Origin of the sequence: Streptomyces graminofaciens (assembly GCF_030294945.1) — a bacterium.
In the GTDB taxonomy this organism is placed as follows: Bacteria; Actinomycetota; Actinomycetes; order Streptomycetales; family Streptomycetaceae; genus Streptomyces; species Streptomyces graminofaciens.
Genome location: NZ_AP018448.1, coordinates 1,917,874 through 1,939,572, shown reverse-complemented (window position 1 = coordinate 1,939,572; position 21,699 = coordinate 1,917,874). Strand labels below are relative to the sequence as shown.

At 67.1% G+C, this 21,699-nt stretch carries 17 protein-coding genes and 1 pseudogene; 8 read left to right on the top strand and 10 right to left on the bottom strand.

Translation table 11 applies throughout. From position 1 onward, the window contains the following. The 3 genes from SGFS_RS08490 to SGFS_RS08480 form a co-directional block, all read right to left on the bottom strand. Window positions 1-987 (bottom strand): carbohydrate ABC transporter permease, encoded by a 987-nt coding sequence (locus SGFS_RS08490; RefSeq protein ID WP_434026559.1) that lies wholly within the window; start codon window positions 985-987, stop codon window positions 1-3. Between the two features lie 34 nt (window positions 988-1,021). Next, a complete protein-coding gene (locus SGFS_RS08485; protein WP_286249067.1) occupies window positions 1,022-2,320 on the bottom strand; it encodes an extracellular solute-binding protein in 1,299 nt (432 codons plus the stop codon). 401 nt (window positions 2,321-2,721) lie between these two features. Next, complete coding sequence (locus SGFS_RS08480; RefSeq protein WP_286249064.1) at window positions 2,722-3,729, bottom strand: LacI family DNA-binding transcriptional regulator; 1,008 nt, start codon at window positions 3,727-3,729, stop codon at window positions 2,722-2,724. A 541-nt stretch (window positions 3,730-4,270) separates the two neighbouring features. On the opposite strand from SGFS_RS08480, the gene SGFS_RS08475 reads away from it, so the two are divergent. Then, a complete protein-coding gene (locus SGFS_RS08475; protein ID WP_286249062.1) occupies window positions 4,271-6,832 on the top strand; it encodes a GH32 C-terminal domain-containing protein in 2,562 nt (853 codons plus the stop codon). Window positions 6,833-7,945: 1,113 nt separating this feature from the next. On the opposite strand, the gene SGFS_RS08470 is transcribed toward SGFS_RS08475, so the two are convergent. Further along, window positions 7,946-9,730 (bottom strand): reverse transcriptase/maturase family protein, encoded by a 1,785-nt coding sequence (locus SGFS_RS08470; RefSeq protein WP_286249061.1) that lies wholly within the window; start codon window positions 9,728-9,730, stop codon window positions 7,946-7,948. A 490-nt stretch (window positions 9,731-10,220) separates the two neighbouring features. Beyond that, window positions 10,221-10,994 carry an ISL3 family transposase gene (locus tag SGFS_RS08465; protein ID WP_286249059.1) on the bottom strand — a complete coding sequence of 258 codons (774 nt, stop codon included), beginning with the start codon at window positions 10,992-10,994 and terminating at the stop codon, window positions 10,221-10,223. Between the two features lie 246 nt (window positions 10,995-11,240). On the opposite strand from SGFS_RS08465, the pseudogene SGFS_RS08460 reads away from it, so the two are divergent. Then, a pseudogene (locus SGFS_RS08460) lies at window positions 11,241-11,920 on the top strand (transposase); the annotation flags it as partial. A gap of 206 nt (window positions 11,921-12,126) precedes the next feature. Here SGFS_RS08460 and SGFS_RS08455 read toward each other — a convergent pair. After that, window positions 12,127-12,414 (bottom strand): hypothetical protein, encoded by a 288-nt coding sequence (locus tag SGFS_RS08455; protein ID WP_067010458.1) that lies wholly within the window; start codon window positions 12,412-12,414, stop codon window positions 12,127-12,129. 334 nt (window positions 12,415-12,748) lie between these two features. On the opposite strand from SGFS_RS08455, the gene SGFS_RS08450 reads away from it, so the two are divergent. After that, window positions 12,749-13,369, top strand: coding sequence for a hypothetical protein (locus SGFS_RS08450; RefSeq protein ID WP_286249049.1), 621 nt, complete (start codon window positions 12,749-12,751; stop codon window positions 13,367-13,369). A 177-nt stretch (window positions 13,370-13,546) separates the two neighbouring features. Here SGFS_RS08450 and SGFS_RS08445 read toward each other — a convergent pair whose 3' ends face one another. Together SGFS_RS08445 and SGFS_RS08440 are read right to left on the bottom strand one after the other, a co-directional pair. Then, complete coding sequence (locus tag SGFS_RS08445) at window positions 13,547-14,806, bottom strand: MFS transporter (protein WP_286249047.1); 1,260 nt, start codon at window positions 14,804-14,806, stop codon at window positions 13,547-13,549. Between the two features lie 74 nt (window positions 14,807-14,880). Continuing rightward, window positions 14,881-15,546: an ArsR/SmtB family transcription factor gene (locus SGFS_RS08440; RefSeq protein WP_286249045.1), complete on the bottom strand. Its 666-nt coding sequence runs from the start codon at window positions 15,544-15,546 to the stop codon at window positions 14,881-14,883. A gap of 379 nt (window positions 15,547-15,925) precedes the next feature. Between SGFS_RS08440 and SGFS_RS08435 the strand changes: the two genes are divergently transcribed. Further along, window positions 15,926-16,204 carry a recombinase family protein gene (locus SGFS_RS08435; protein ID WP_286249044.1) on the top strand — a complete coding sequence of 93 codons (279 nt, stop codon included), beginning with the start codon at window positions 15,926-15,928 and terminating at the stop codon, window positions 16,202-16,204. 226 nt (window positions 16,205-16,430) lie between these two features. Here SGFS_RS08435 and SGFS_RS08430 read toward each other — a convergent pair whose 3' ends face one another. Then, the gene (locus SGFS_RS08430; RefSeq protein WP_286249043.1) at window positions 16,431-16,847 is read right to left on the bottom strand and encodes a winged helix-turn-helix transcriptional regulator; all 417 of its coding nucleotides are present in this window, start codon (window positions 16,845-16,847) and stop codon (window positions 16,431-16,433) included. Window positions 16,848-16,953: 106 nt separating this feature from the next. Between SGFS_RS08430 and SGFS_RS08425 the strand changes: the two genes are divergently transcribed. The 3 genes from SGFS_RS08425 to SGFS_RS08415 all read left to right on the top strand — a co-directional run bounded on the left by SGFS_RS08425 (window position 16,954) and on the right by SGFS_RS08415 (window position 19,045). Next, window positions 16,954-17,592, top strand: coding sequence for an FMN-dependent NADH-azoreductase (locus SGFS_RS08425; protein ID WP_286249042.1), 639 nt, complete (start codon window positions 16,954-16,956; stop codon window positions 17,590-17,592). A 239-nt stretch (window positions 17,593-17,831) separates the two neighbouring features. Next, entirely contained in the window at window positions 17,832-18,131 is a 300-nt protein-coding gene (locus tag SGFS_RS08420; RefSeq protein WP_286249040.1) for a DsbA family protein, read from the top strand. Window positions 18,132-18,808: 677 nt separating this feature from the next. Next, complete coding sequence (locus SGFS_RS08415; RefSeq protein WP_350283987.1) at window positions 18,809-19,045, top strand: type II toxin-antitoxin system RelE/ParE family toxin; 237 nt, start codon at window positions 18,809-18,811, stop codon at window positions 19,043-19,045. A 545-nt stretch (window positions 19,046-19,590) separates the two neighbouring features. On the opposite strand, the gene SGFS_RS08410 is transcribed toward SGFS_RS08415, so the two are convergent. Beyond that, entirely contained in the window at window positions 19,591-20,280 is a 690-nt protein-coding gene (locus SGFS_RS08410) for a hypothetical protein (protein ID WP_286249038.1), read from the bottom strand. A 501-nt stretch (window positions 20,281-20,781) separates the two neighbouring features. Here SGFS_RS08410 and SGFS_RS08405 point away from each other — a divergent pair. Continuing rightward, window positions 20,782-21,246 carry a nuclear transport factor 2 family protein gene (locus SGFS_RS08405; protein ID WP_434028189.1) on the top strand — a complete coding sequence of 155 codons (465 nt, stop codon included), beginning with the start codon at window positions 20,782-20,784 and terminating at the stop codon, window positions 21,244-21,246. Window positions 21,247-21,699 lie beyond the last annotated feature (453 nt).

Here is a 21,699-nt window from a genome sequence, read left to right as displayed (position 1 = left end):
TCAGTCCTTGTCTCGCAGCACGCGGAACTGCAGCACGGTCAGCGCCACGATGAGGACGAAGATGACGTAGCTGGCGGCCGACGCCATCTCGTAATTGCCGTTGCCGAACTGTTTGTAGGCGTACAACGTGGCCGACAGGGTGGAGTCCAGCGGCCCGCCGTCGGTCATCACGAACGGTTCGTCGAAGAACTGCAGGTAGCCGATGCCGGTCGTGACGGCGGTGAGCAGCAGGGCGGGACGCAGGAGCGGGAAGGTGACGCGCCAGAACCGCTGCCAGGGCCCGGCGCCATCGAGTTCTGCCGCCTCCATCAGGGACTGGGGCACGGACTGCAGCCCGGCCAGCATGATGATCATGACGGTGCCCAGGTTGCGCCATACGGCCATCAGGATCATGACGGGCAGTGCGAAGCGGGTGTCCGCCAGCCAGGCCGGGCCGTCGATCCCGAACCAGCCCAGGACGAGGTTCACCAGTCCCGCGCGGGGTTCGAGGAGCGTCTTCCACACCACGGCGACGGCCACGATGCTGGTGATCACCGGGAGGTAGAAGCCGACCCGGAAGACGGCCCGGAAGCGGCGGATGCCCCGGTCGAGGGCGACCGCCGCGGCGAGCCCGGCGGCCAGGGTGAGGGGCAGGGCCACCAGGACGAACACGGCGGTGTTGCGCAGGGCCGTGAAGAACTGATCGTCCTGGAAGAGCCGCACGTAGTTGTCGAAGCCGACGAACGACACGTTCAAAGGGGTGCGCAGGTCGGCGCTCTGAGTGTCGGTCAAACTCATCAGCAGCGACCACACCACCGGCAGCAGCATGAAGGCCGCGAACAGCGCGAGGAAGGGCCCGGCGAGGAGCCAGGCGGCCCGGGCCTGCCTGCCGCGCGCCGGGCTCCGGAACGTGAGGCGTCGGCGATCGGCAGTCCGCTCCGGCCCCCCGGTGTGCTGCTTGCCGGTGTCGCCCCGCCCGGGGAGCGTATTCGTGGACATGGATGTCATCCGTCCCTACGAGGGGTGCTCATGGCGGTGGCGCTCAGCGGCCCGTGCCGATGCTGGTGGCCTTGGACTGCAGCGTCTTCTGCACCTCGGCGACGCTGGCCTTGCCGAGGATCAGCTTCTCCAGTTCGGAGTCGATGGCGTCGGCGATCTGCTGCCAGGTCGTGATGGCGGGCGGGGCCTTGCTGACCTCGAGCTGCTCGGCGAACGCCTTCATGTTCTCGTCCTCGGTCAGCTTGCCCTCCGTCCACGCCTGGGGCGCGGGGGGCAGGCTGCCGGTGGCCTTGGAATAGGCCGCGAGATTGGCGGGCTCGGTCAGGAACTGGGCGAACTTCCATGCCGCGTCGGGGTTCTTGGCGTCCTTGAACACCGCCAGGTCGCTGCCGCCGGCGAACCCGGAGGGCTGCTCGGAGTACGGCACCGGCATGGTCTTCCACTTGCCGTCCAGTTCCGGGGCGTCCTTGTGGAAGCTGCCGCCGGCCCACGCACCCTCCTGGTAAACGGCGATCAGCCCGTCCCTGAAGCCCTGCACGTTGTCCGCCCTGTCGGTCGGCGCCAGGCCCTGCTTCGGGACGCTCGCGTAGTACTCCAGCGCCTTGGCGACCTCGGGCGAGTCGAAGGTGAACTTCCCGGTCTTGGCGTCGTAGATGTCACCGCCCTGCTGCCACACCATCGGCACCCAGAAGATCCAGGAGTTGAAGCCCATCACCAGCCCGCTGGCGTGGCGCAGCTTGGGGTTCTCCTTGCCGGCGGTGGCCTGGATGGCCTCCAGGTCCTTCAGGTATCCGGCCCGGTCGCCGGCCAGGGCGCCCTTGATGCCGGCCTTCGTGGTGATGTCGGTCCGGTAGTAGATGGCTTGGGTGTCGGCGATGAACGGGACGCCGTAGGAGGTGTCCTTGTACTTGGTGGTGCCCCACTGGCCGGGGTAGAAGTCCGACGACTTGATCGACGCCGGGGTGGCCTGGAAGGCGTTCATGGCGGCCATCTCCGCCATCCAGGTGCTCCCGACCATGGACATGTCCGGGGTGTTGCCGCCGGCGACCGCGGTGGTCAGCTTGTCGTGGGCGGCGCTCCACGGGACCGCTGTGATCTTGACGGTCGCGTCCGGGTTCTCCTGCTCGAACTTCTTGGCCAGCTCCTTCAGGTCCTCGTCGGGGTCGCCCATGGACCACATGACCACCGTCCCCTTGGCCTTGCCCGCGGCTATCTCGGCGGGTGCGTCCTTGCCGGGGCCGGAATCCTCGCTCCGGCCGCAGCCGGTGGCCACCAGGGCGGCAGTGACGGTGACGCACAGGATCTGGACGGTTCTGACAGTGTGACGGGTGGTGATACGCATGATGCGGCTCCTTGCCGTTGAGCGATACAGGCGCGGGGGGCTAAGGGTGAGAGCGGGCGGACGCCCGGATGGGCCGGCGCACGGGTGGGGACCGTCTGCGGTGACAGCGGCATCGGCGGTCAGCCGCAGGACGAGGCTGGAGCATCCGACGCGGAGTGGGTAGGGGCCGGGCGGGGTGGGCCAGGCGCGCCGTTCGGTGTCCCGGATCGGGAACGCGCGACCGGAAAAGGTGCTGGTGGGCGGTGCCGTGTGAACGCGGACGCAGCCGCTACGGGGTGCGAGGAAGGCGAGGCCGAAGAGGTCCGCCGGGGTTTCGGGGAGACAGGGGCGGTGCGTCACTCACCGGCGACACACCGCCCGACCGCGAGGCGCCATCACGTGCGCATCGCGACGCCGTCGTGTCAGTTCGGGCTCGGCTGTAACGTCGAGCCACGGATCACGAGGCTGGTGGGAATGGTGCGCGAGGGGGCGGCCTCCGGCGATCTGCGCACGTGGTCGAGCAGCAGACGCGCCGCTGCCTCACCCATTTCCCGCATCGGCTGGCGGATGGTGGTCAAGGCCGGATAGGTGTACGACGCCAGCTCGACGTCATCGAAGCCCACCACGGCGACATCCTGCGGTATCCGAAGGCCGGCCTCATGCAAGGCCGCGAGCACGCCGGCCGCCGAGGGGTCGTTGTGCCCGAAGACCGCGTCGAACTCCACACCGTCCGCGAGAGCTTGCGCGACCGCGCTCCGGGCGGTCTCGAACAGGAAGTCACCGCCGATGATGCTGCGCGGGTCGAGCTCGATCCCGGCCTGCGCATAGACACCGACGAAGCCGTCCAGCCGTTCCCGAGTACAGCCGTACTCCTCGGGACCGGTCACCACCAGAGGTCGGCGGCGGCCAAGGTCCAGCAGGTGGCGCGCCGCCTGCTCACCGCCCTCCCGGTTGGTGGTGGCCACATAGGGGAATCCCGGCCGCTGGAAGCGGTCGTCGATCAGCACCACCGGCAGCCCCGCTTCGTGCAGCTCCGTGATGTATCCCAGGGCCCCCTCGGGCTCCACCACCAGCAGACCGTCGAACGACTTGGCGGCGACCTGCAGGCCCAGCCTGCGCAGTGACTCCTCACCGTGGTTCCAGGTCAGCATGCGCAGTCCGAAGCCCTCGGTCTCCAGCGTTTCGACGACCGCCTGCACGATGCCGGCCCAGGCCCAGGCCAGGTCAGGGACCAGCATGCCGATCATCTGGGTCGTGCCTCGTGCCAGCCCCACTGCACCGGCGCTCGGCACATAGCCGAGCTCCGAGATCGCCTTGCGGACCTTCACGACGGTGTTCTCGTTGATCTCGCCTTTGCCGTTCAGCACCCGCGAGACCGTCGTCTTGCTGACCCCGGCCCGCGCGGCCACGTCGGCGATAGTGACTCCCATGTCACCTCCCCTCCCTTCCTGCAGAGGCGGAAGACTTCCTCCCGCACCGAAGGGCGATCGTACAGACCCTCGTGAAACCGGTACCGGAAGCGGTCCCGGAACCGGTTTCGGAACCGGTTCCGGAAGTGAAGCACCGCGAGGCCCTACCGGTCAACACCCCGGAAACAACTCGTTAACGCGGCCGATCTCGGTCTCGCACGAGGCCGCGGAAGCCTGCCCGGTAGCCACCCAAGTCGCCGCTCTGACCTGCGCCGTTTCTGGCCCCAACCCACCATGGCCGAACTCTTTGGTGCAGTACGCGACCACCGACGACGCCCGACCGAACGCAGGCCCGTACCGGAGCAATCGCGCCCGCACCGTTGACGTACTGGCCGGATTGCCCTTCATAATCGGGCACTCGCTGTCATCGATGACATTCGTCGTCGCTGACACCCCAGTCGGCTGCGTGGACGTCGACGCCGCTGGGATGTCACTTTTCGGTCCGTCCGCGCCGGGGCCGCAGTCAGTGCTGCGCCGACGAGCCGCGGGACTAGGAGACACCATGAGCTCTGCACGCGTATCCCGGCATGCCCGCATACGGATGATGGCGGCGGTGGCGACCGTCTGCGCCCTGTCCGCAGCCCCGCTGGCTCCTTCAGCCGTCGCTGCCGACACCCCGCCGTACTCCGAGACCTATCGGCCCCAGTTCCACTTCACTCCGCAGAAGAACTGGATGAACGATCCCAACGGGCTCGTGTACTTCAAGGGCGAGTACCACCTCTTCTACCAGTACAACCCGAACGGCAACTCCTGGGGCGACATGTCCTGGGGGCACGCGGTGAGCAAGGACCTCGTGCACTGGGAGGAGTTGCCGCTCGCCCTGTCGCACGACGACGAGGAGATGGTGTTCTCCGGCAGTGCGGTCGTCGACCGGGACAACACCACCGGGTTCGGTACGAAGAAGAACCCGCCCATGGTGGCGATCTACACCAGCGCCTACAAGAACGGCGGCAAGCAGGCCCAGTCGCTCGCCTACAGCACCGACCGCGGCCGCACCTGGACCAAGTACCAGGGCAATCCCGTCCTCGACATCGGCTCCAAGGAGTTCCGCGACCCCAAGGTCCAGTGGTATGCGCCGACCAAGAGCTGGCTGATGACGGTGTCGCTGTCCACCGAACACAAGGTGCGCTTCTACTCGTCCAAGAACCTCAAGGACTGGGACCCGCTCAGCGAGTTCGGGCCGGCCGGGGCGACGGGCGGCGTGTGGGAGTGCCCCGACCTGTTCCCCCTCGCGGTCGACGGGAACAAGGACAACATCAAGTGGGTCCTGGTCGTCAACATCAATCCCGGTGGTATCGCGGGCGGTTCGGGCTCGCAGTACTTCATCGGTGACTTCGACGGCAAGAAGTTCACCGCCGATGACAAGGGCACCTACACCCCGCCCGCCGGCACGGTGGTGCAGGACTTCGAGGGCACCGACTTCGGTACGTGGACGACGACCGGAACCGCGTTCGGTCAGGGACCGGCAACCGGTGCGGTGGACTGGCAGGGGGCGGTCACCGGCTTCGACGGCAAGGGCCTCGCCAACAGCTTCCACGGCGGTGACGGCGCCACCGGCACCCTCACCTCACCTGAATTCACCGTGGACAGCCCTTACCTGAACTTCAAGGTCGGTGGCGGGCGGCATCCGCACGAGACCGGAACCGTCATGGACAGAACTCCGCCCGAGGGCACGGTCCTCGCCGACTTCGAAGGCGGCACCTACGGCGACTGGACGAAGACCGGAGACGCCTTCGGCACCGCGCCGGCCACCGGCACCCTCCCCGACCAGGGGCAGGTCTCAGGATTCCTGGGAGACGGGCTGGTCAACACCTTCCTGAACGGCGACTCCACCACCGGCACACTCACATCGCCCGAGTTCACCGTCGACAAGAAGTACATCAACTTCCTCATCGGCGGCGGCAACCACCCGGCCGACTCCGACAACCCCACCGCCGTCGAGCTCCTCGTGGACGGCCAGGTCGTCCGCAGCTCCACCGGAAAGGACGGCGAGGCACTCAACTGGGCCTCGTGGGACGTCGGCGAACTCGCCGGCAAGAAGGCGCAGATCAGAATCGTCGACAACAACAGCGGCGGCTGGGGCCACCTCAACGTCGACCACATCATGTTGTCCGACACCAAGGCCGCGCGCGTCTCCCAGGAGACGTCCGTCGACCTGCTCGTTGACGGCAAGGTCGTCCGCAGCGCGACCGGCGCCGACAGCGAGACCCTGGACTGGGCGTCCTTCGACATGCGCCCGTACGCCGGTAAGAAGGCGCAGATCCAGGTCGTCGACATGAACTCCGCCGGCTGGGGCCACGTCATGGCCGACCAGTTCACCACCGCTGACAAGCCCGCCAAGTCCGTCGTACAGCGCGCCGACTGGACCGACTACGGCAAGGACTACTACGCGGCGGTGTCCTGGGAGAACGCCCCGGGCGGCAAGCGCTACATGATCGGCTGGATGAACAACTGGGACTACGGTCAATCCATCCCCACCTCCCCCTGGCGCAGCGCGCAGAGCATTCCCCGGGACATGGCACTGCGCACGATCAACGGCCAGATCCGGCTGACCAGCAAGCCGGTGGGCAGCCTGGAGTCCCTTCGGAACAAGCGCCCTGTGACGGCGTCCGGCGTCGTCGTCAAGAACACCTCCAAGCCCCTGCGCAGCCGTACGGCCAAGGGCAAGGCACTCGACATCGAGGCGACCTTCTCTCTCAAGGACGCCGAACGCTTCGGCCTGAAGGTGGCCACCGGTGCGGGCGGCGAGGAGACCGTCATCGGCTACGACACCACGACCCAGGAGCTGTACGTCGACCGCTCCCGCTCCGGCGCCGTGGACTTCCACAACGCCTTCTCCACCGGCGTCCAGACCGCCCCCCTGAGGCCCAAGAACGGCAAGATCAAGCTACGCGTCCTCGTCGACTCGTCGTCCGTCGAGGTCTTCGGCGGCAACGGCGAGGCCGTGATCACCGACCAGATCTTCCCCGACCCGTCCAGCACCGGCGTCGAGGTCTTCGCCGAGGGTGGCACCGCCACCCTCGACCAGCTGCGGGCGTGGCAGCTGAGGTCCATCTGGAGGTGATGAGCCGTCAGGGTAGGGTGCCAGGCGGTTGAGCCGACAGCCGGGGTCACGCCACCTCGGCGACGTCCAAGTCCGCCTGGCCAGGGGCCGACGACCACCAGCACGTCATGGCCTGGAACGGGCTCGTCGAGGACGCCGAACTCAAGCCCGGCCGACGTTTTTCGTCAACGGCGCCAGCGGTGATGTGGACCAAGCCGTCGTACCGACCCGCCCGTATGCCCGGCGCCGATGTCGTAGGCACTTACGGCGCGGCCTCGATACCCGGGCGGCTGGCATGGGCATTGCCCTCGACGTGGTCTACGAGGGAAGGGCAATCCGCTGCGGACGGGTTCGGAATCCGCCTCCGAGCTGGCGTAATCGTCCGAGAGGCTGGTGTTCCTGGCCGTCCGGAGGCGAGGTTGGGACGCAGTCGGGACGCAAGGATAGGAACAGACCGACAAAGACGGAGGCGCGGAGACATGGCGCGCCCCGTCTGACCAGCAAAAACCTCACGAACGGGCGCTGATCGGCAATGCCCGCCAAGATCCTCGAAGGACTCATAATCCGTCGGCCGTGGGTTCGAGTCCCACCCGCCCCACGGATCTGGTAGGTGACGAGGGCGCTGTCGGCGAGCAGTTCGTGGTGCAGGCGGGTGACGCTCGTGCAGCCCGCGGCGAAGCGCCGCTCCAGATAGGGCTTGTAGGGGTCCAGCCTGGTGGGCCTGGGCCGGTTCTCACGCAAGGTGTCCTGCCAGTGCGCAGCGCGCGCGTATCGCAGCACAGTGTTGAGGCCCCAGCCCAGATTGCGGGCGATCGCCCGACGAGAGTGCCCCTGCGCGAGCAGCTCGTGGACCAAGGCGTGCGTGGCCTTTTCGCGCTGAGCCCGTCGGCCATCAGGATCTGGACCGACCCGCACCGAGTTGTCGCTCGACGAGTCAACGCCCTTGCATATGAGTGGTGTTGGAGTGGGCAGGCACTCGCGGTGGGCGGCGACGCAGGTCTCCACGGCCCGGCCGAGGCTCTGCCACAGAGTACTGGTGGGCCGTCGGCGAGGTGCCTGCTGAGCAGGTCCTTTTCCCACGGCCCCCAGCCCGAACGACGCATGCGACTTTCGCCGCACGTCGCTCTCCAGTGACTACTCCGTGAATACTGGGACAGGCTTCTTGCCGTGGATGGTCGCGTGGCAACTTCCGCAGACCACGAGGGTTTTGCGGTGCCGCGCGGCCATGAGATCTGCCCACGGCGGCCGGTCGCCCGGTCGTCCGAGGTCAGCGAGCTTGGCGACGTGGTGAACTTCCACCTCGTCGATCCGCCCGCATGCCTCGCACCGTCCGGCGAGGAGCCGGGTGACCAGCTCCTTCCGTTTGGTGTTGACCGGTGCCAGCAGCCGGTCGATGATGACCGTCTTTTTATCCCGTCTCAGCGGGATCCCTCCGAACCGTCCGACCAGCGGCTTCCTGCCGATGCGTTCGACGCGTGCCTCGAAGCACTTACGTGACCCGTCCGGTGTCTCGATGGTGGCCGCGTATTTGCGGGCCATCTTCGACACCGACGAGCGGTGCTTGTTGGCGAGCGTCATCAGCATCGAGGTCTCCATGACCCATTGCAGCCGGGCGAGTCGGAAAACGTCGCCGGCCAGCAGGTAGTACTGGACGATGCCGCGGTACTCCGACCCGTAGGTGCTGAGGATGACGTGATCGTCCTGGTTCAGCAGTTCGGGCCGACGCGCGGGTTTGCCACGCTTCATGTACTGGGCTTGCTTGGCAGATACCACCGAACGAGGGACGCGCAATCTGATGACCCCATTGACGGAGCGCCGTCCGCCGGAGATCTTGCGGTCGTTGTGGTGCACGGTGATGTCGTAGCCGAGGAACCTCGCCGCCTGGGTGCGGGCGTGCGTGATGAGCGTCTTCTCCGGCGACAGCTCCAACTTGAGTTCGTCACGGAGGAATTGCGCCAGCCGCTCCTTGATTTCCTCGGCTTCTGCCTTTGGTCCGGCGAATCCGAGCAGGGTGTCATCGCAATAGCGCACATACCGCAGCCGCCGGTAGTCAGGATCTTGAGTATCCATGCTGGGCATGCTGCGGAGTTGCTTGCGCAGCTCCCGTAACTGAATGCGGTCGCCACGCTTGCGGGTGCGTTGCATGGCCGCCCACACCCTGAAGAAGGCGCGGTTCGGATTCCTGATCCTGCCTCGGGTGTATTCCGGGATCAGAACGTTCTCGATGTACTCGTCCATCTTGTGCAGGTAGATGTTGGACAAGATCGGTGAAACAACCCCGCCTTGCGGACTTCCGCTGTGCGTAGCGTTCCAGACCCAGTCCTCCAAGTATCCGGCTTTGAGCATGTTATGCACGAGCCGAAGGAACCGGTTGTCGTGGATTTTCTCGCCCAGGATTCGGAGCATGACCGAATGGTCAAGCCGATCGAAGCACTGAGCGATGTCGCCCTCGACAAGCCAGACCGTGCCCGTCCAGGTATTGGCCACATCGCGCAGTGCGGTGTGGCAGCCCCGGCGGGGACGGAAACCGTGTGAGGAGTTGGAGAACGTCGGCTCGTAATACGCCTCAAGGAGCAGGCGGATCACCTCGCCGACGAGTTTGTCACTCCAGGGTGGCAGGCCGAGCGGGCGCAGTTTCGTGCTGCCCCGCCCTTTCGGGATGTAGACCCTGCGAGCCGGGCTCCATCGGTAGCGCTCGCGGCGCAGCGCGTCGATGACGTGCTCGATCTTGCCCAGCGACATGCCATCCACGGTCTCTCCAGTGACTCCGGGCGTCATCGCTCCCTTGTTGGAGTACAGACGTCCGTAAGCCGTGAGATACAACTGCGGATTGAAGAGCTGTCGATACAGTTCGTTGCACGGCAGGCCACGCCTGCCGCGCTCACGGAGGACACCCAGCACCGTTTCGGCACTCTGCATTTCGCATACCTCCCAAGTCTTGAGTGTCCGATCACCTGGCCCCCTTCGCCCGATGTGGACGGCTTTCCCGTCCTCCTTGGCCGGTCGTGACTCCGGCGACTACTACGGGGCCTCCGTCGCCATAGGAAGATCTCTTCCCTTAGGCGATCCCATGTTCGTCCTTGTCGTACGTTCTAGCGTGATGTAGGTGCCCCACTCATTCCCTTGAATGCCCTCGTTGGGCATCGCTCCGTGCTCCGGAGGTTGCGTCGACCATTCCACAAAGCCGTCGCAGAGCGCGGCGCCGGTTTCAGATATCTTTCCGACGGACTCGACCTTCAGTCTCCTGGGAATTAAGGTTCAGGCAATTCAGCTTTCACCGTGTCACGCGGGTCCCTCGATACCCCGTCTCTGATACCTGAGCCCGGTCATCGATTTCCTGGCATGCTCTGGTCCCCATCACCGTTTCCGGATCGGGTAAGCCATCAGACCCAAGAACCTCCCTCTGAGTTCATCCCGACTGAGTCGGGGATACGACAAGGCGCCTCATGGCGCACTGGAAGCGGTCGGCGACCTGGAGCGCGTCGGGGGCGCCGAGCCGGGCTCCCTCGGCGTAGGCGCCCGCCCGATCCCGACAGATGATCTCCACCCCCGGGTGAGCGGTCAGCCAAGCAGCCAGCGGCCCGGAGTCGCGCGTCGGAAGGACATCGACCACGCGATGGGTTTCTCCGCAAGTCAAGACAGTGGAGTAGGTCTGCCCCCGGCGGGTCGCGAAGTCGTCCACGCCCAGCACGCCCGGCGTGGTGGACTGCGGGTCAGGCAGTGCCATAACCCTGCGCAGCAAGGTCATGCGTCCCACGTGGAAACCCAGTTGGCCAGCCAGACGGGCACCGGCCCGGCCGGCGAGCGCCAGCCCGACGCGCTCCAGGACGTGACCGAGCCGCGAGGTGGAGCGAGCGTATGGAGCGGTCAGCTGCGCGAACGGCTCGGCGAACGTGCGACGCGGGCAGCTGTCCGTGCCGCAGATGAAACGCCGGACCGTCAGATGGATCACGACGCTTTGACCAGCGAGCGGCAGATCCTTCAGTCTGCGCTGATAGGAGTCGTGCACCCGCTTCGAGAAGCGGCAACAGTCCGGACATGCCGCGCCGGCCGCCCGGCCTCTGGCCGCGACGTCGACCGTGCCGAAGACGGCGGTCACCGCTTCGACCTCGAGGCCGTCGATCCCGTCGAACACGAGCGAATCCCAGAACGTTGTGTCGGCCTGCATGACCAGCACGGTCACCGGCCAACACGGCTCATGGCAGGACCAGACACATACCTGACGGAGCGTCACTCTCGCCCGTCCGGCGGTCGGGGCACGCGGTCTCACGCGACCCAAAGCCGCACAATCGAACACCGCGGTGACCCTCCGCTACCGCTCCCCAAGATCTGTGCCAGAGCCCAAAACTCGTGAACATCACCCGACCGTGGATCCGGGTGCCTCCCAAACCCGTGAGCAACGGGCTTCACAAGCCGTGAACAAGGCCACATAAAGACATGGAAGACCTCGCGCGACCCCGACTACGCCGCCAAGAAGGCCAGGGTCGAGCACCTCTACGCGATCGTCGACAGAGAGGTCATACCCGACGACGGCGAGCCCGAAGTCGTCTTCTGGACGAGTTCGGGCCGCTCAACCTCCAGCCCCACCCGGGGCGGCAGTGGGCTGAGCGCGGAGGGCAGTACAAGGACCCCGGCCGGGAGCCGAGGCCCCGCCGACTGGCGACCTACACCCGCCCGCACGGGGTCCGACACCTGTTCGCCGCCTACGACCTGGGCAAGGACAGGCTCTACGGGCATATCAAGCCGAGAAAGCACCGCACGAGGTTCCTGGAGTTCCGCCGCTACCTGCGCAGCCTCTACCCGCCTCAGGTCCGGATCGCGGTCGTGCTCGACAACTTCTCCCCGCACCTGGCCACGAAGAAGGACAGCCGGGTCGGCGACTGGGCCGCGGCGCACAACGTCGAGCTCGCCTACACGCCGACTCACAGCTCCTGGCTGAACCGCATCGAGGCCCAGTTCACCGCCCGGCGCTACTTCGCGCTGGACGGCACCGACCACACCAGCCACAAGGAGCAGGGCAGCATGATCCGCCGCTACATCATCTGGCGGAACAAGCACGCTGCCGACGAACGCCTCCGCGCGGTCGTCACCCGCGCGAACGTGGCCTGAGCCAGCGCAGCACCCTGTGGTTCACACCCGCGGCAGACAGGCTCCCGGGACTGCGGCTCCCAGATGACCAGGCGGTACTCCGCCGCGAGCTCCTTCCTGTTGCGGCACTGGCTGACCTGACGCTGTTCGATCGCGTGAAAAGGCTTCCCGTCGGCGGCATCCGGGCCGCTGGACGGGCACAGCACTGCCCCGAGGCGGCTGATCACCTAGGCGGACACATATGTGAGTGCCGGATACACCTCCGGGTCGCCCTCGACACCGGCCTCACGGAGGATCGGAATGAGGATCTCGGCGAAGCGGTTGAGGGCCTCCTCGGACTCCCAGACATCGACGACGCGGAAGGTGCTCTCGCCCTGTCCCGCGATGTGTGCGAGCAAACCTTCTACGGGCCAGTCGGCTGGAGATTCCATCCGGTTCTTGCCCCCCGTCAACTTGCGGTTGGTCTCCTCGTACTGCTCCTGTGTGAACTCGGGGGAGATGAGGACGATCGGCATTTGGGTCCTTCCAGATCGCGGAGACGCGGCATGGGGCTGCCACGTCTGGGCCGGAATCAGGCGACGGCGACGTCCGCCTGTTCACATAGCGATCCTGGGCCGCGTCGCATCATCGCGCATGACTTGCTGCTCCACACGAGACGGAGTCACGCCCGTCGAGAGGGCGAACGTTGCCTGATGCGGCGCTAGGTCGTCTCCTGTGGATCAGGCCGGACCGGCGCGAACTCGGACGGTTCAGGCACGGCTTGCGACGTCCGGGGGACTTCTGAAGCGACCTGACCGCCTGCCGGGGTTGCGCTACGACGTGATGGGGACCGCCAACCAGAATCCGAACATGGTGCAGAACCTCATTGCCGTGTTCAGCCTGCTCATCGGCCTGGGGGGCTTGTCAGTGACGTACGCAGCTCATCGGCACAAGGTTCGGCAGGAGAGTGAGGCTGCCGCGATCCGCGAACGGGGGTGGACATCCATGGCCCACGCCAAGGTAGATCTACTTCAGCACCCACTGACCAACGAATTCGCCCGGCGAGTCGAGATCGAGTACCAGGGCGCCCAGCCGATCATGGACGTGCGCGTGTCCTTCCGCGGCGAAGTGATCGGCGAATTCCCCTTTGTCATGTGCAACAGGCATGAGTACGCCCAACTGCCGCCCGCGGAGTCCAATGCGACCGACAGCGAGAGGCATATCACCCTGGAGTTCACGGATCCTGCCGGGATCCGCTGGAAGCGCGAGGCCTCCGGCTTCCTGCGACGCGCCCGCCAGGACGCCGAAGGCCTGGAGACCAGGGACCTATGGGGACCCCCGGAGCCCCCCAACGTTCAACGGTGGAATGCGCCGACGGGGCAGCCGGCCAGCACGCCGGGATCGCGACGTAGAGGGTTCCTCCGAGCAGCGGTTGTTCTGGTTTCCGTGCTGATCGTTGCAGGAGGTGTTTGGTGGCTCCTGCACCACTAGACCGTTCCCGGCGGTCATCTGATCGTTAAGGGCAATCCATCTAGATCAAACGCCCTCTGAGATCCCCACCAACTGGGGCCGCTCGAAGCCAATAGGCCGGAGCCACTGAACCAGCGTCACAGCCAACTCCCCACCTCAGTTGCACAGCCAGGGGACAGCCCCGCACTCCGGTGAACGTCATGTCGTGGCATCCGCGCTGTTTCGTGGAGCGTTTTCCTCGGGGTGCCGCTTCAGGACGCCTCTCCCACCCGGACGGTCCATCTCGCGCCACTCCGGCCGTAGTCCTGCCAGGTTCGTGGTGAGGAAGTACGCGGCCCCGCAGGCGAGCAGTACCGGCAAGAGGCCGACGGAGGCCACCGCCGCACCGGCGATCAGCCCACCGAGAGGGATACCTGCCCAGGCCAACGAGTCGCCGAGCGCGTTGACCCGGCCCAGCATCCGGCGGGGCACCCGTTCGAGGAGGACGGCCCCGATCACCGGGTTGAGGAAGCCCGCACCGAATCCACTGACGGCAAAGACGGCCAGTACCGCTCCCAGCGGGGCGTCGAAGGCGAGGATCAGAAATCTCGGGGCCCCGGCCAACAGGAACCCGGTGAAGAACACGACCCTGCGCCGCAGCCGGTGCGAGGCCACTGCGGCTATCAGGCTCCCCGCAACCGCAGCGGCCCCCATCACGCTGCCTGTGAGACCGATCGCGGTCGGCCCGCTGCCGGACTCCTTGGCCCAGACGGGCATGAGAACCGTCATGAACGCCGCGTCGAGCAGGTTGGTGATGCCCACCATGATGATGACGGTGAGCAGCAACGGCTCGGCGCGCAGGAAGGCGAAGCCTTCGCCGAAACGTTTCCAGTAGCCCGCTCGAGCCTCTCCGGCCTGCGACGAGGCGCCCCCGGCCGGCTCTCCCATGTGGCGAGGCAGAGCCAATGCGATGATCACCGATCCGAGAGCAAAGCAGCCCGCGTTCACGACAAGACCCGTCAAGGGGCCGAGCAACGCCACCAAGACGCCCCCGGCCGCCGGGCCGACGGTGGAAGCGAGCCGCTCGGTCACACCGGACAGGCCGGTGGCCCGCTCCAGCGGCACCCCACTGCGCTCAGCCGCTTCCGGGACCATGACTTCCTTGGCCAGGTCGCCGGGTCCGCGGGCGGCGCCGATCACCGCAACCAGGGCCAGCAGAAGAGGGAAAGACAGCAGGTGCAGGGCGTGGAACAGGGGGACTGCGGCGGCAGCGGCCGCGCTGGCGAGGTCCGTGGTCCAGGAAACGGCCCGTGGGCCGACCCGGTCCACCAGTGGTCCGGTGAGCGCCTTGACCACCACATAGGGGGCCATCTCGAAGAAGGCGACCAGCCCGGTCTGGGTGGCGCTGCCGGTCATGACCAGTACGAACCAGGGCAGCGCGACCGCCGCCACCCGCGTACCGGTCAGCGCCACTGCCATGGCCGCCAGCACCCCACCCAGAGGCCGTAAGGACCGCTTCCCGGACCTGCCGTCAGTCCCTGGAGCGTCCCCTGTCACGACGTCTCCGTCCCTGCCGCGGACTCAGTACCGGCGTGCACTTCCGACGGGGAGGGCGCATCCAGTTCGGGCAGGATGTGCGTGATGACGCCAACCCGCTCGGCTCCCTCGGGGGCACTGGCCGCTGCCTCGGGCGTATCTCTCCGGTACCGGGAGATGACAACCCTCAACTCCTCCCGCAAGGCGAGCGCCTCCTCGGGCGTGAGCCGCAAGGCCCAGTCGCTCATGTCGACGGTGTCCCGCCACGCGCGGGGCATCGTCTGCAACTCGTTCAGCGTCTGCTGAGTGCGCAAGGTGTAAGTGGTGACGACGGATTGCAGGAAGGCCAAGGTCGCCTCGGGCTCTCGAACAAGCAGCTCCCGGTCGTTGAGCTCCGTCATCTGATGTACGGAACGCCACCAGCGCTCTCGCGCGTTGCCACGCTCAGCGTCCTCCTCAACGAAACCAGCCGCGCCGAGCTGGCGCAGGTGATAGCTGGCCGTCCCGGAATTCACACCCAGCCGCTCCGCGAGGCGGGTAGCTGTCGATGGGCCGTACTTCCGCAGCAGCCCAACCAGCTGCACACGCACCGGATGCGCCATGGCACGCAGCCCCTTGGCATCCAGAACAACGGAGTCCTCTTCAACGTTCGGGCCCCCTGGCCTCTTCATCGCGTCAGTCACACCGCACAGACTAAACCGCAAAGAGTTCTTCGCAAAGAGTCCTTCGCGAAGAACTCTTTGCGGTTCGCTTCATGTGAGGGATCCCGCTGCTCATCTATCGACCGATTGACGAGCAAGATCGGGAAATGAGGGGTTCGTGGTCGGATCGGCGGCGGAGCTCGTCCGCGTCGGCCGGGCGAGTCCGAGGAGCAATGGCTCGAAGCGGAGGAGGGCGAGGGCGGCGGTAGCGGCCCTGGCCGGGGCGAACGTCGCGGCCCCGTCCCCAGTCCCGGATACGCTCCCCGTCTCCAGAGCCCAGAGCTGGCGTGACGGATTCTCAGGCGGTATCCGACGTCGCAGTATCCGTGACAGTGCAGGTCAGCGCGTTGGAGGCGATCAGATGCGGCTCGCGGGGTACATCCGCGTGTCCACCGGCGGTCAGCTGGACGGATTCGGGCTGGAGGACCAGGAGCGCATCGTGCGCCGCTGGACGCGCGAGCACGGACACCGCCTCGTGAAGCTGTTCGTGGAGAAGGCCGTGTCCGGCACGGTCGCAGGCGACGAGCGGCCCGAGCTGGCCACCGCCGCCAAGCTCCGCCGCGGCCGCCGATCAAAGGGGGAGAAGGGCCAGTACGCCTACGGCGCCCCGCCGTACGGCTGGCACACAAGAAGGAGCTGACCGAGGAGGAGATGGAGCAGGCCGGCCGCGCCCGCGCCCGCCAGCTCCGGCGCGAGGACGAGCACACCGCGTGATCCGGGGGAACGTGGCCGCTTCGCCGGACGCAGTATGACCGGCGTCGCTACGTTGAGCGGGTGACTGATTAACGAGGCCCCAGGCGTGAGGGCGAGCTGACCGACGAGCAGACTGCCCTGCTCCGGCTGCTCTCGGGCTGCTCTCGGGCTGGTCAACTCGTCGGCTTCGTAGTCGCTTGACCGAACCGAGTGCGGTGATCACGGATCTCGTCGTGATGGGTCGAGGCCCAGTCGATCAGGGAACCGACGATATCGAGGAGGCTGATGCCGAGGGGCGTGAGGGCGTACTCGACACGTGGCGGCACCTCGGCGTACGCGGTTCGGGTGATCAGGCCGTCCTGAACGAGCTGCCGCAGCGTGAGGGTGAGCATGCGCTGGGAGATCCCCGGAACGGTGTGCTGCAGATCGGAGTAGCGACGCACCCCGTGCTGCAGAGTGGCGATCACGAGCAGAGTCCACTTGTCGCCGACACGGTCGAGGATCTCGCGGACGAAGTCGGACTGCCCTGCCGGAATACGAGCACACGGCCCCGCCGGCGTCGTGTTCGCGGCTGCTCCAGCGGTGTCCATGACGCACACGCCCTTCCGATACGGACACGAGTGTGCCTTTTGTAGAGGCTCCCATACTGGCGCATGATGGCGCTGCGCACAAATGATAAGAATTGGAGGCGCCCTCATGACCTATCTCCTGCACATCGACTCCTCCTCGCTGGGCACCGACTCGGTGTCCCGGCAGGTCGCCGAGTCTTTTCGGGATTCCTGGCGGGGGCCGGTCATCCACCGTGACCTCGGAGCCGCACCGGTGCCTCACCTCACCGCCGCCGGCATCGCTTCGCGCAGTGCGGACGAGGCCGCGCGCACTCCGGAGCAGGCCGCCGCCGCGGCGATCCAGGAAGAACTGATCGAGGAGTTCCTCGGTGCGAGCACCTACCTGTTCACGGTGCCGATGTACAACTACTCGATACCCTCGGTGTTCAAGGCGTGGCTGGACCAGATCATGGTGGTGGGCGCAACGATGGCCCTCCCCGACGGTCCTCCGGCCGCCGGGCGCCCGGCCTTGGTGATATCCGCCCGTGGCGGCGGCTACGGCCCCGGCACCCCCAACCACGGCATGGACCATGTGGTCCCCACCCTGGAAACCGTCCTGGCGCACCCGCAGACGCTGGGCCTCGACGTGAGCGTCCTGACTCCCGAGCTCACCCTCGCCCCCGTCGTCCCCTACATGTCCGAACTCATACCGCTGCACGAGGCGTCCCTGGCGGACTCCCATGAGCAGGCCCGCAAGCTGGCCGAAGCTTTCCAGACCGCGTCGTAGAGTCCGGAACAGGCGCCCTTCGCTGCACACGCCCCGGCGGGGCCGTACTCGCCACCATCCCCAGTGCCGAGTTCCCCCGGCCCGTCCTGTCCCCTCTTTCGATGCACGGCTACGGAACCACGGCGCCGCCGGCTCGCCGATCCGCCGGGTGACCGTACGTCACCGCCCAGCCACCCCGCCGCGGCCGTCTCCGTGCCCACACCTTTCGGGAAAGACCCCCGCACAGGAATGAGGCTTCCATGTCCACTTCCACGTCGTCCGAGCCATCGACGCCGGACACCGACCACCCTCTGATCATCGAGCTGTGGACCGATCTGGGCTGCCCCTGGTGCTATATCGGCAAGCACCGGCTCGAACAAGCAATCGCCGCCGCGGTTCCGGTCGGCCAGGTGCAGCTCACCCTCCGGTCCTTCGAGCTGGACCCGGACATGTCCGCAACAGCGGTGTCGATCCCGGAAGTGTTCGACGAGATGGACCGGGTCGGCGGCCTCCCGTGCCTCGTACAGGATGCAGTCTTCCCACACGGGCCATCGCAGTAGCCCGATCTGGTCGCAGGCGGCTCGCAGCGCACAGCAACTGAGCTGCGGGTAGGCCGGATCTCGGGTAGGAGTGGGTGGTAATGGTCAGGTGAGGGTTGGTGGGGGCCGGACAGGGGCCGGGACGACGCCGACGGGTCCAGGCCGACGGTGTCTCGAGCCGATTCGTTGTCCCTTTTGGGGGTAGCGCGGCATGGGCTGCTGTCCCCAGCGCGGTGGTCGACTACCGAACCCGGGGCGGTTCAGACTGATCGGCTGCGCGTGCTGGGCCATCTCGCCCAGTGGACTGGCCGGGTTGGCGACCCTGTCGGCGCGGCGGCAGCTCTTGCCCAGTTGCTCGCCGATCAGTTGTGTGTGCTTGGGGCGCAGGACCCCCCAGTCCCGGGCTACGGAAGACGGACTTGCCTTCTGGAGTGTGGAAGTGGAGCGTGGGCATCGTACGTAGCCGGGCCCAACCCCAGCCCGTGCCTCGACTCCTTCGTGGACAGGCTCTCCGAGCGGGCCCTCGCATCGGACTCCAGCACTGCCCGGCCAAACGTGATGACGATTCATACCCTCGGGGCGTGTCGTCGAGCGCGGAGGTGACTGCGAGAACCGCAGCCACTCCCACTACACCCTGATTCAGGTCAGCCGGGCTGTCACCGCCTTTCAGGAGGAAGGTTGCGCGCTGGGCCGGCCTGGTGGACAAGATCAAGGGCTCGGTGCTGTCGAACCTCAAGGAGCTCCGCCCCGGCTCGGCAGGGGCCACGGAAGTGCGGTTGCTGTTCGTGTTCGACCCGGACCGCCAGGCCGTGATCCTGGTCGGCGGTGACAAGGCGGGCAACTGGTCCGGCTGGTACCGCGTCGCACTACCTCAGGCGGAGCAGGCATACGCGGAGCATCTGAAGCGAATCGATGGAGAGGACGGGGCACGATGACTGATCACCTCAAGGACCCGCAGGCCGTTTCCTGGGGAGGCCTGGCCGAGGATCTCGCCTTCACCGATGCCGAAAAGGATCAGATCCACCCGCACCGTGCCCTCGTCGTCACTTCCGGTGGCCAAGGTCTTGCCGTCCGGGCTGAACGCCACCGAGTGCACCACGCCAGGCCGGCTGGTCAGCGTGGCGCGGGTGCGGCCGGATGACACGTCCCAATTTTGAGTCGCTTCGAGCCCTCCGCCCCACCAGGCCGGTCGGCGAGCGCCCGTCTCCGGCCCGAACGACATCGGCGATGAGCCGCCAGCTAGACGACGCCGGTCGGCAGCCGCCGCGGCATAAGGGCGTACGGGCTCGGCGCCCTCCAACCCGCGCGCACAGGAAGGGGGCGCCCTTGACCGGCGACATGCCCTACGGCAAGCCCGCTTCCCCGCCGCGCCGAGCCCGATCGATCTGCAGAAGGCCCTGAAGGGCGACGACCGCCTGGCCGGTCGTGACGATCTCGCGTCCCCGGCCAGGAGCAACCGTGATGTGTTCCGTCACCCGCCCTATGCCTGTTCCAGCTTCTTGATCTGCTCTGCGACCAGCGCGTCCGGCACCTGGGCCGGAGAGTCCGTACCGCTCGCGGTGAAGAACAGGACGACCGTGGCTCCGCTGCGCACGATCACGAAGGCGTCCGCGGTGTGCCCCTCCGTCTGCAGGGAGAAGGCCACGGCGTCGTCGCCCGTATCGGGGGCGGCGCCGGCCGTCGCCGTCGTACGGGCGGGCACGCCGCCCTCGTAGGCGGTGCACCTCTTCAAGGCTGCGCGGACCCCGTCGAGGACGTCTTCGGCGTCGGCCCGGTCGTATGCCATGAGGCCGATGGTGGTGGCGGAGCCGCCCGCGGCGGCGGAGTCGGGGTAGGCGAGACGGCCGACCAGCGTCCTGGGTGCGGGGTCGGGGGCACCGGTGCGCATGTTCTCCAGCGGCTGGCAGGAGGGCGGCCGGGCGGTGGAATCGCCGTGGGGTTTCACGGGGTAGTCCGTGATGGTGAAGCCTTCCACGTCACCGCCCGACAGCGCGGCCGCCTCCACCTCGTCCGCGCCCAGCGCCACGGCGGGTTCCTCCGGCAGCCGCGCGGCCGCCGACGCCCCGTCCCGTCCCTTCGTATCGGAACCGCCGCCTGCGCTGCCTCCGCCCGCGCACCCGGTCGCCAGGACCGCTGCGAGAAGGACTGCCGCCGTCGTTCTGATCCGCACGTGCCAACTCCCTGTTCTCGGAATCAGCCGATTGGATCACCCCCGACAGGAGGACATGCCGGATATCGATGAGACTACGTCAATTGGTGCACGGCGGGATGTTTACACCGACGGGCGCGCCTCCCTCAAGGGCGCGCGGCATGGGCTTGCAGGTGATCAACGGTCGAGCGATAGCTCAACGGTGGCAATCGTCGAGACTTGTGGATGAGCTGAAGGAAAATCGGGTGCCATCCCCGCGTAGCAGGCCGAACGACTGCGGCTTGTGACGACTGCTGATGTGAAGCCGCTGTTCGATGCCCGCCCGGCCGGTCCATCGGAATCGGCGCGGGGTGATGAGGCTTCGTGAAAATCCCCACGGCCGATCTTCGCTTCAGTTCGTCCGCTGGCAAATCGAGTGGGGAGGGTGGGGAGCGAAGAGCGCGCCCTGCCGGTGCTGGAGCGGAAAAGCCGTTGCCCTGGGACCTGTTGGGGCTGATAGACAGGGGTGTGGACGACAAGGTCATGCCCCCGGTCGAGCGGATGCTCGCGGAACGCGCCTGCGAGCGCATCATTGTGGACTTCATTCACCGACTTGACCTCGGCGAGCCGAGTTCGGTGGCCGAGCTGTTCACGCCCGATGGTGTCTGGCACTGGCCTTTCGGGGACCGGCGCATTGAGGGGCGCGAGGCTCTGGGCGCCTACTTTGCCTCTCGCCCGGAGGACAGGCTGTCGCGCCGTCTGATGACGAACATCCTGGTCACGGTGGAGTCCGAGGCGACAGCGCGGGCCGTCTCGTATCTGACGACATACCGGGTCGATGGCTACTCAGGTGGAATGATCGAGCCCAGGCTCCCGGCGAACGTCGGCCACTACGAAGACATCTTCCGGAAGATCGACGGCGTCTGGTTCCTCGCCAGCCGCACTGTCTTCCTCCCCTTCGGCGGCGGAACGGAGCGGCTCCCCGTCGCGGATGCATCATCCGCTTGACGACACCGCTTTGCGGCCCGGCGACCGTCAGGTCGCCGGGCCCTGGTGATCGGTGAGGGTCGGCCGAAGCAGGCGCGAAGGACGTGGTCGATCTCGGGGACCAGGTCGCTGATAGTGATGTTGACGATCCAGCGATGTGGGATGTCGCTGGCTCAGCAGACGCTGTCGGCTGGTCCACGGTGGAGGAGAAGACGAAGGTGCGGGTGCCGTCGCTGTGGCTGCGGGTGACCAACTCGTCGACCTGCGCGAGCGTGAAGGGGTCGGTCATGGGGTCCGCCGCAGCGGGACGACGTCGGTGCGGTGGTGCGGCATCGTCGGACGGGCGGCCTCGGGGGTGGCCAGCAGGGCGACGATTGTGACGGGCTGCTGACAGTGGGGGCGGTTCCGGGTCGCGGTCGGCTCCAGTGGGTCACGGACGGCTGCGGGCTGCCGGGAGGCGGTGCGGACCGGTGG

Bases quoted from the DNA above. Each gene is read 5' to 3' on its own strand.
- SGFS_RS08485 (WP_286249067.1), bottom strand. From the start codon at position 2,320: ATGCGTATCACCACCCGTCACACTGTCAGAACCGTCCAGATCCTGTGC.
- SGFS_RS08405 (WP_434028189.1), top strand. From the start codon at position 20,782: ATGCCCCCGGTCGAGCGGATGCTCGCGGAACGCGCCTGCGAGCGCATC.
- SGFS_RS08480 (WP_286249064.1), bottom strand. From the start codon at position 3,729: ATGGGAGTCACTATCGCCGACGTGGCCGCGCGGGCCGGGGTCAGCAAG.
- SGFS_RS08420 (WP_286249040.1), top strand. From the start codon at position 17,832: ATGTCCACTTCCACGTCGTCCGAGCCATCGACGCCGGACACCGACCAC.
- SGFS_RS08445 (WP_286249047.1), bottom strand. From the start codon at position 14,806: ATGGCAGTGGCGCTGACCGGTACGCGGGTGGCGGCGGTCGCGCTGCCC.
- SGFS_RS08425 (WP_286249042.1), top strand. From the start codon at position 16,954: ATGACCTATCTCCTGCACATCGACTCCTCCTCGCTGGGCACCGACTCG.
- SGFS_RS08455 (WP_067010458.1), bottom strand. From the start codon at position 12,414: ATGCCGATCGTCCTCATCTCCCCCGAGTTCACACAGGAGCAGTACGAG.
- SGFS_RS08435 (WP_286249044.1), top strand. From the start codon at position 15,926: ATGCGGCTCGCGGGGTACATCCGCGTGTCCACCGGCGGTCAGCTGGAC.
- SGFS_RS08430 (WP_286249043.1), bottom strand. From the start codon at position 16,847: ATGGACACCGCTGGAGCAGCCGCGAACACGACGCCGGCGGGGCCGTGT.
- SGFS_RS08475 (WP_286249062.1), top strand. From the start codon at position 4,271: ATGAGCTCTGCACGCGTATCCCGGCATGCCCGCATACGGATGATGGCG.
- SGFS_RS08450 (WP_286249049.1), top strand. From the start codon at position 12,749: ATGGTGCAGAACCTCATTGCCGTGTTCAGCCTGCTCATCGGCCTGGGG.
- SGFS_RS08470 (WP_286249061.1), bottom strand. From the start codon at position 9,730: ATGCAGAGTGCCGAAACGGTGCTGGGTGTCCTCCGTGAGCGCGGCAGG.
- SGFS_RS08490 (WP_434026559.1), bottom strand. From the start codon at position 987: ATGACATCCATGTCCACGAATACGCTCCCCGGGCGGGGCGACACCGGC.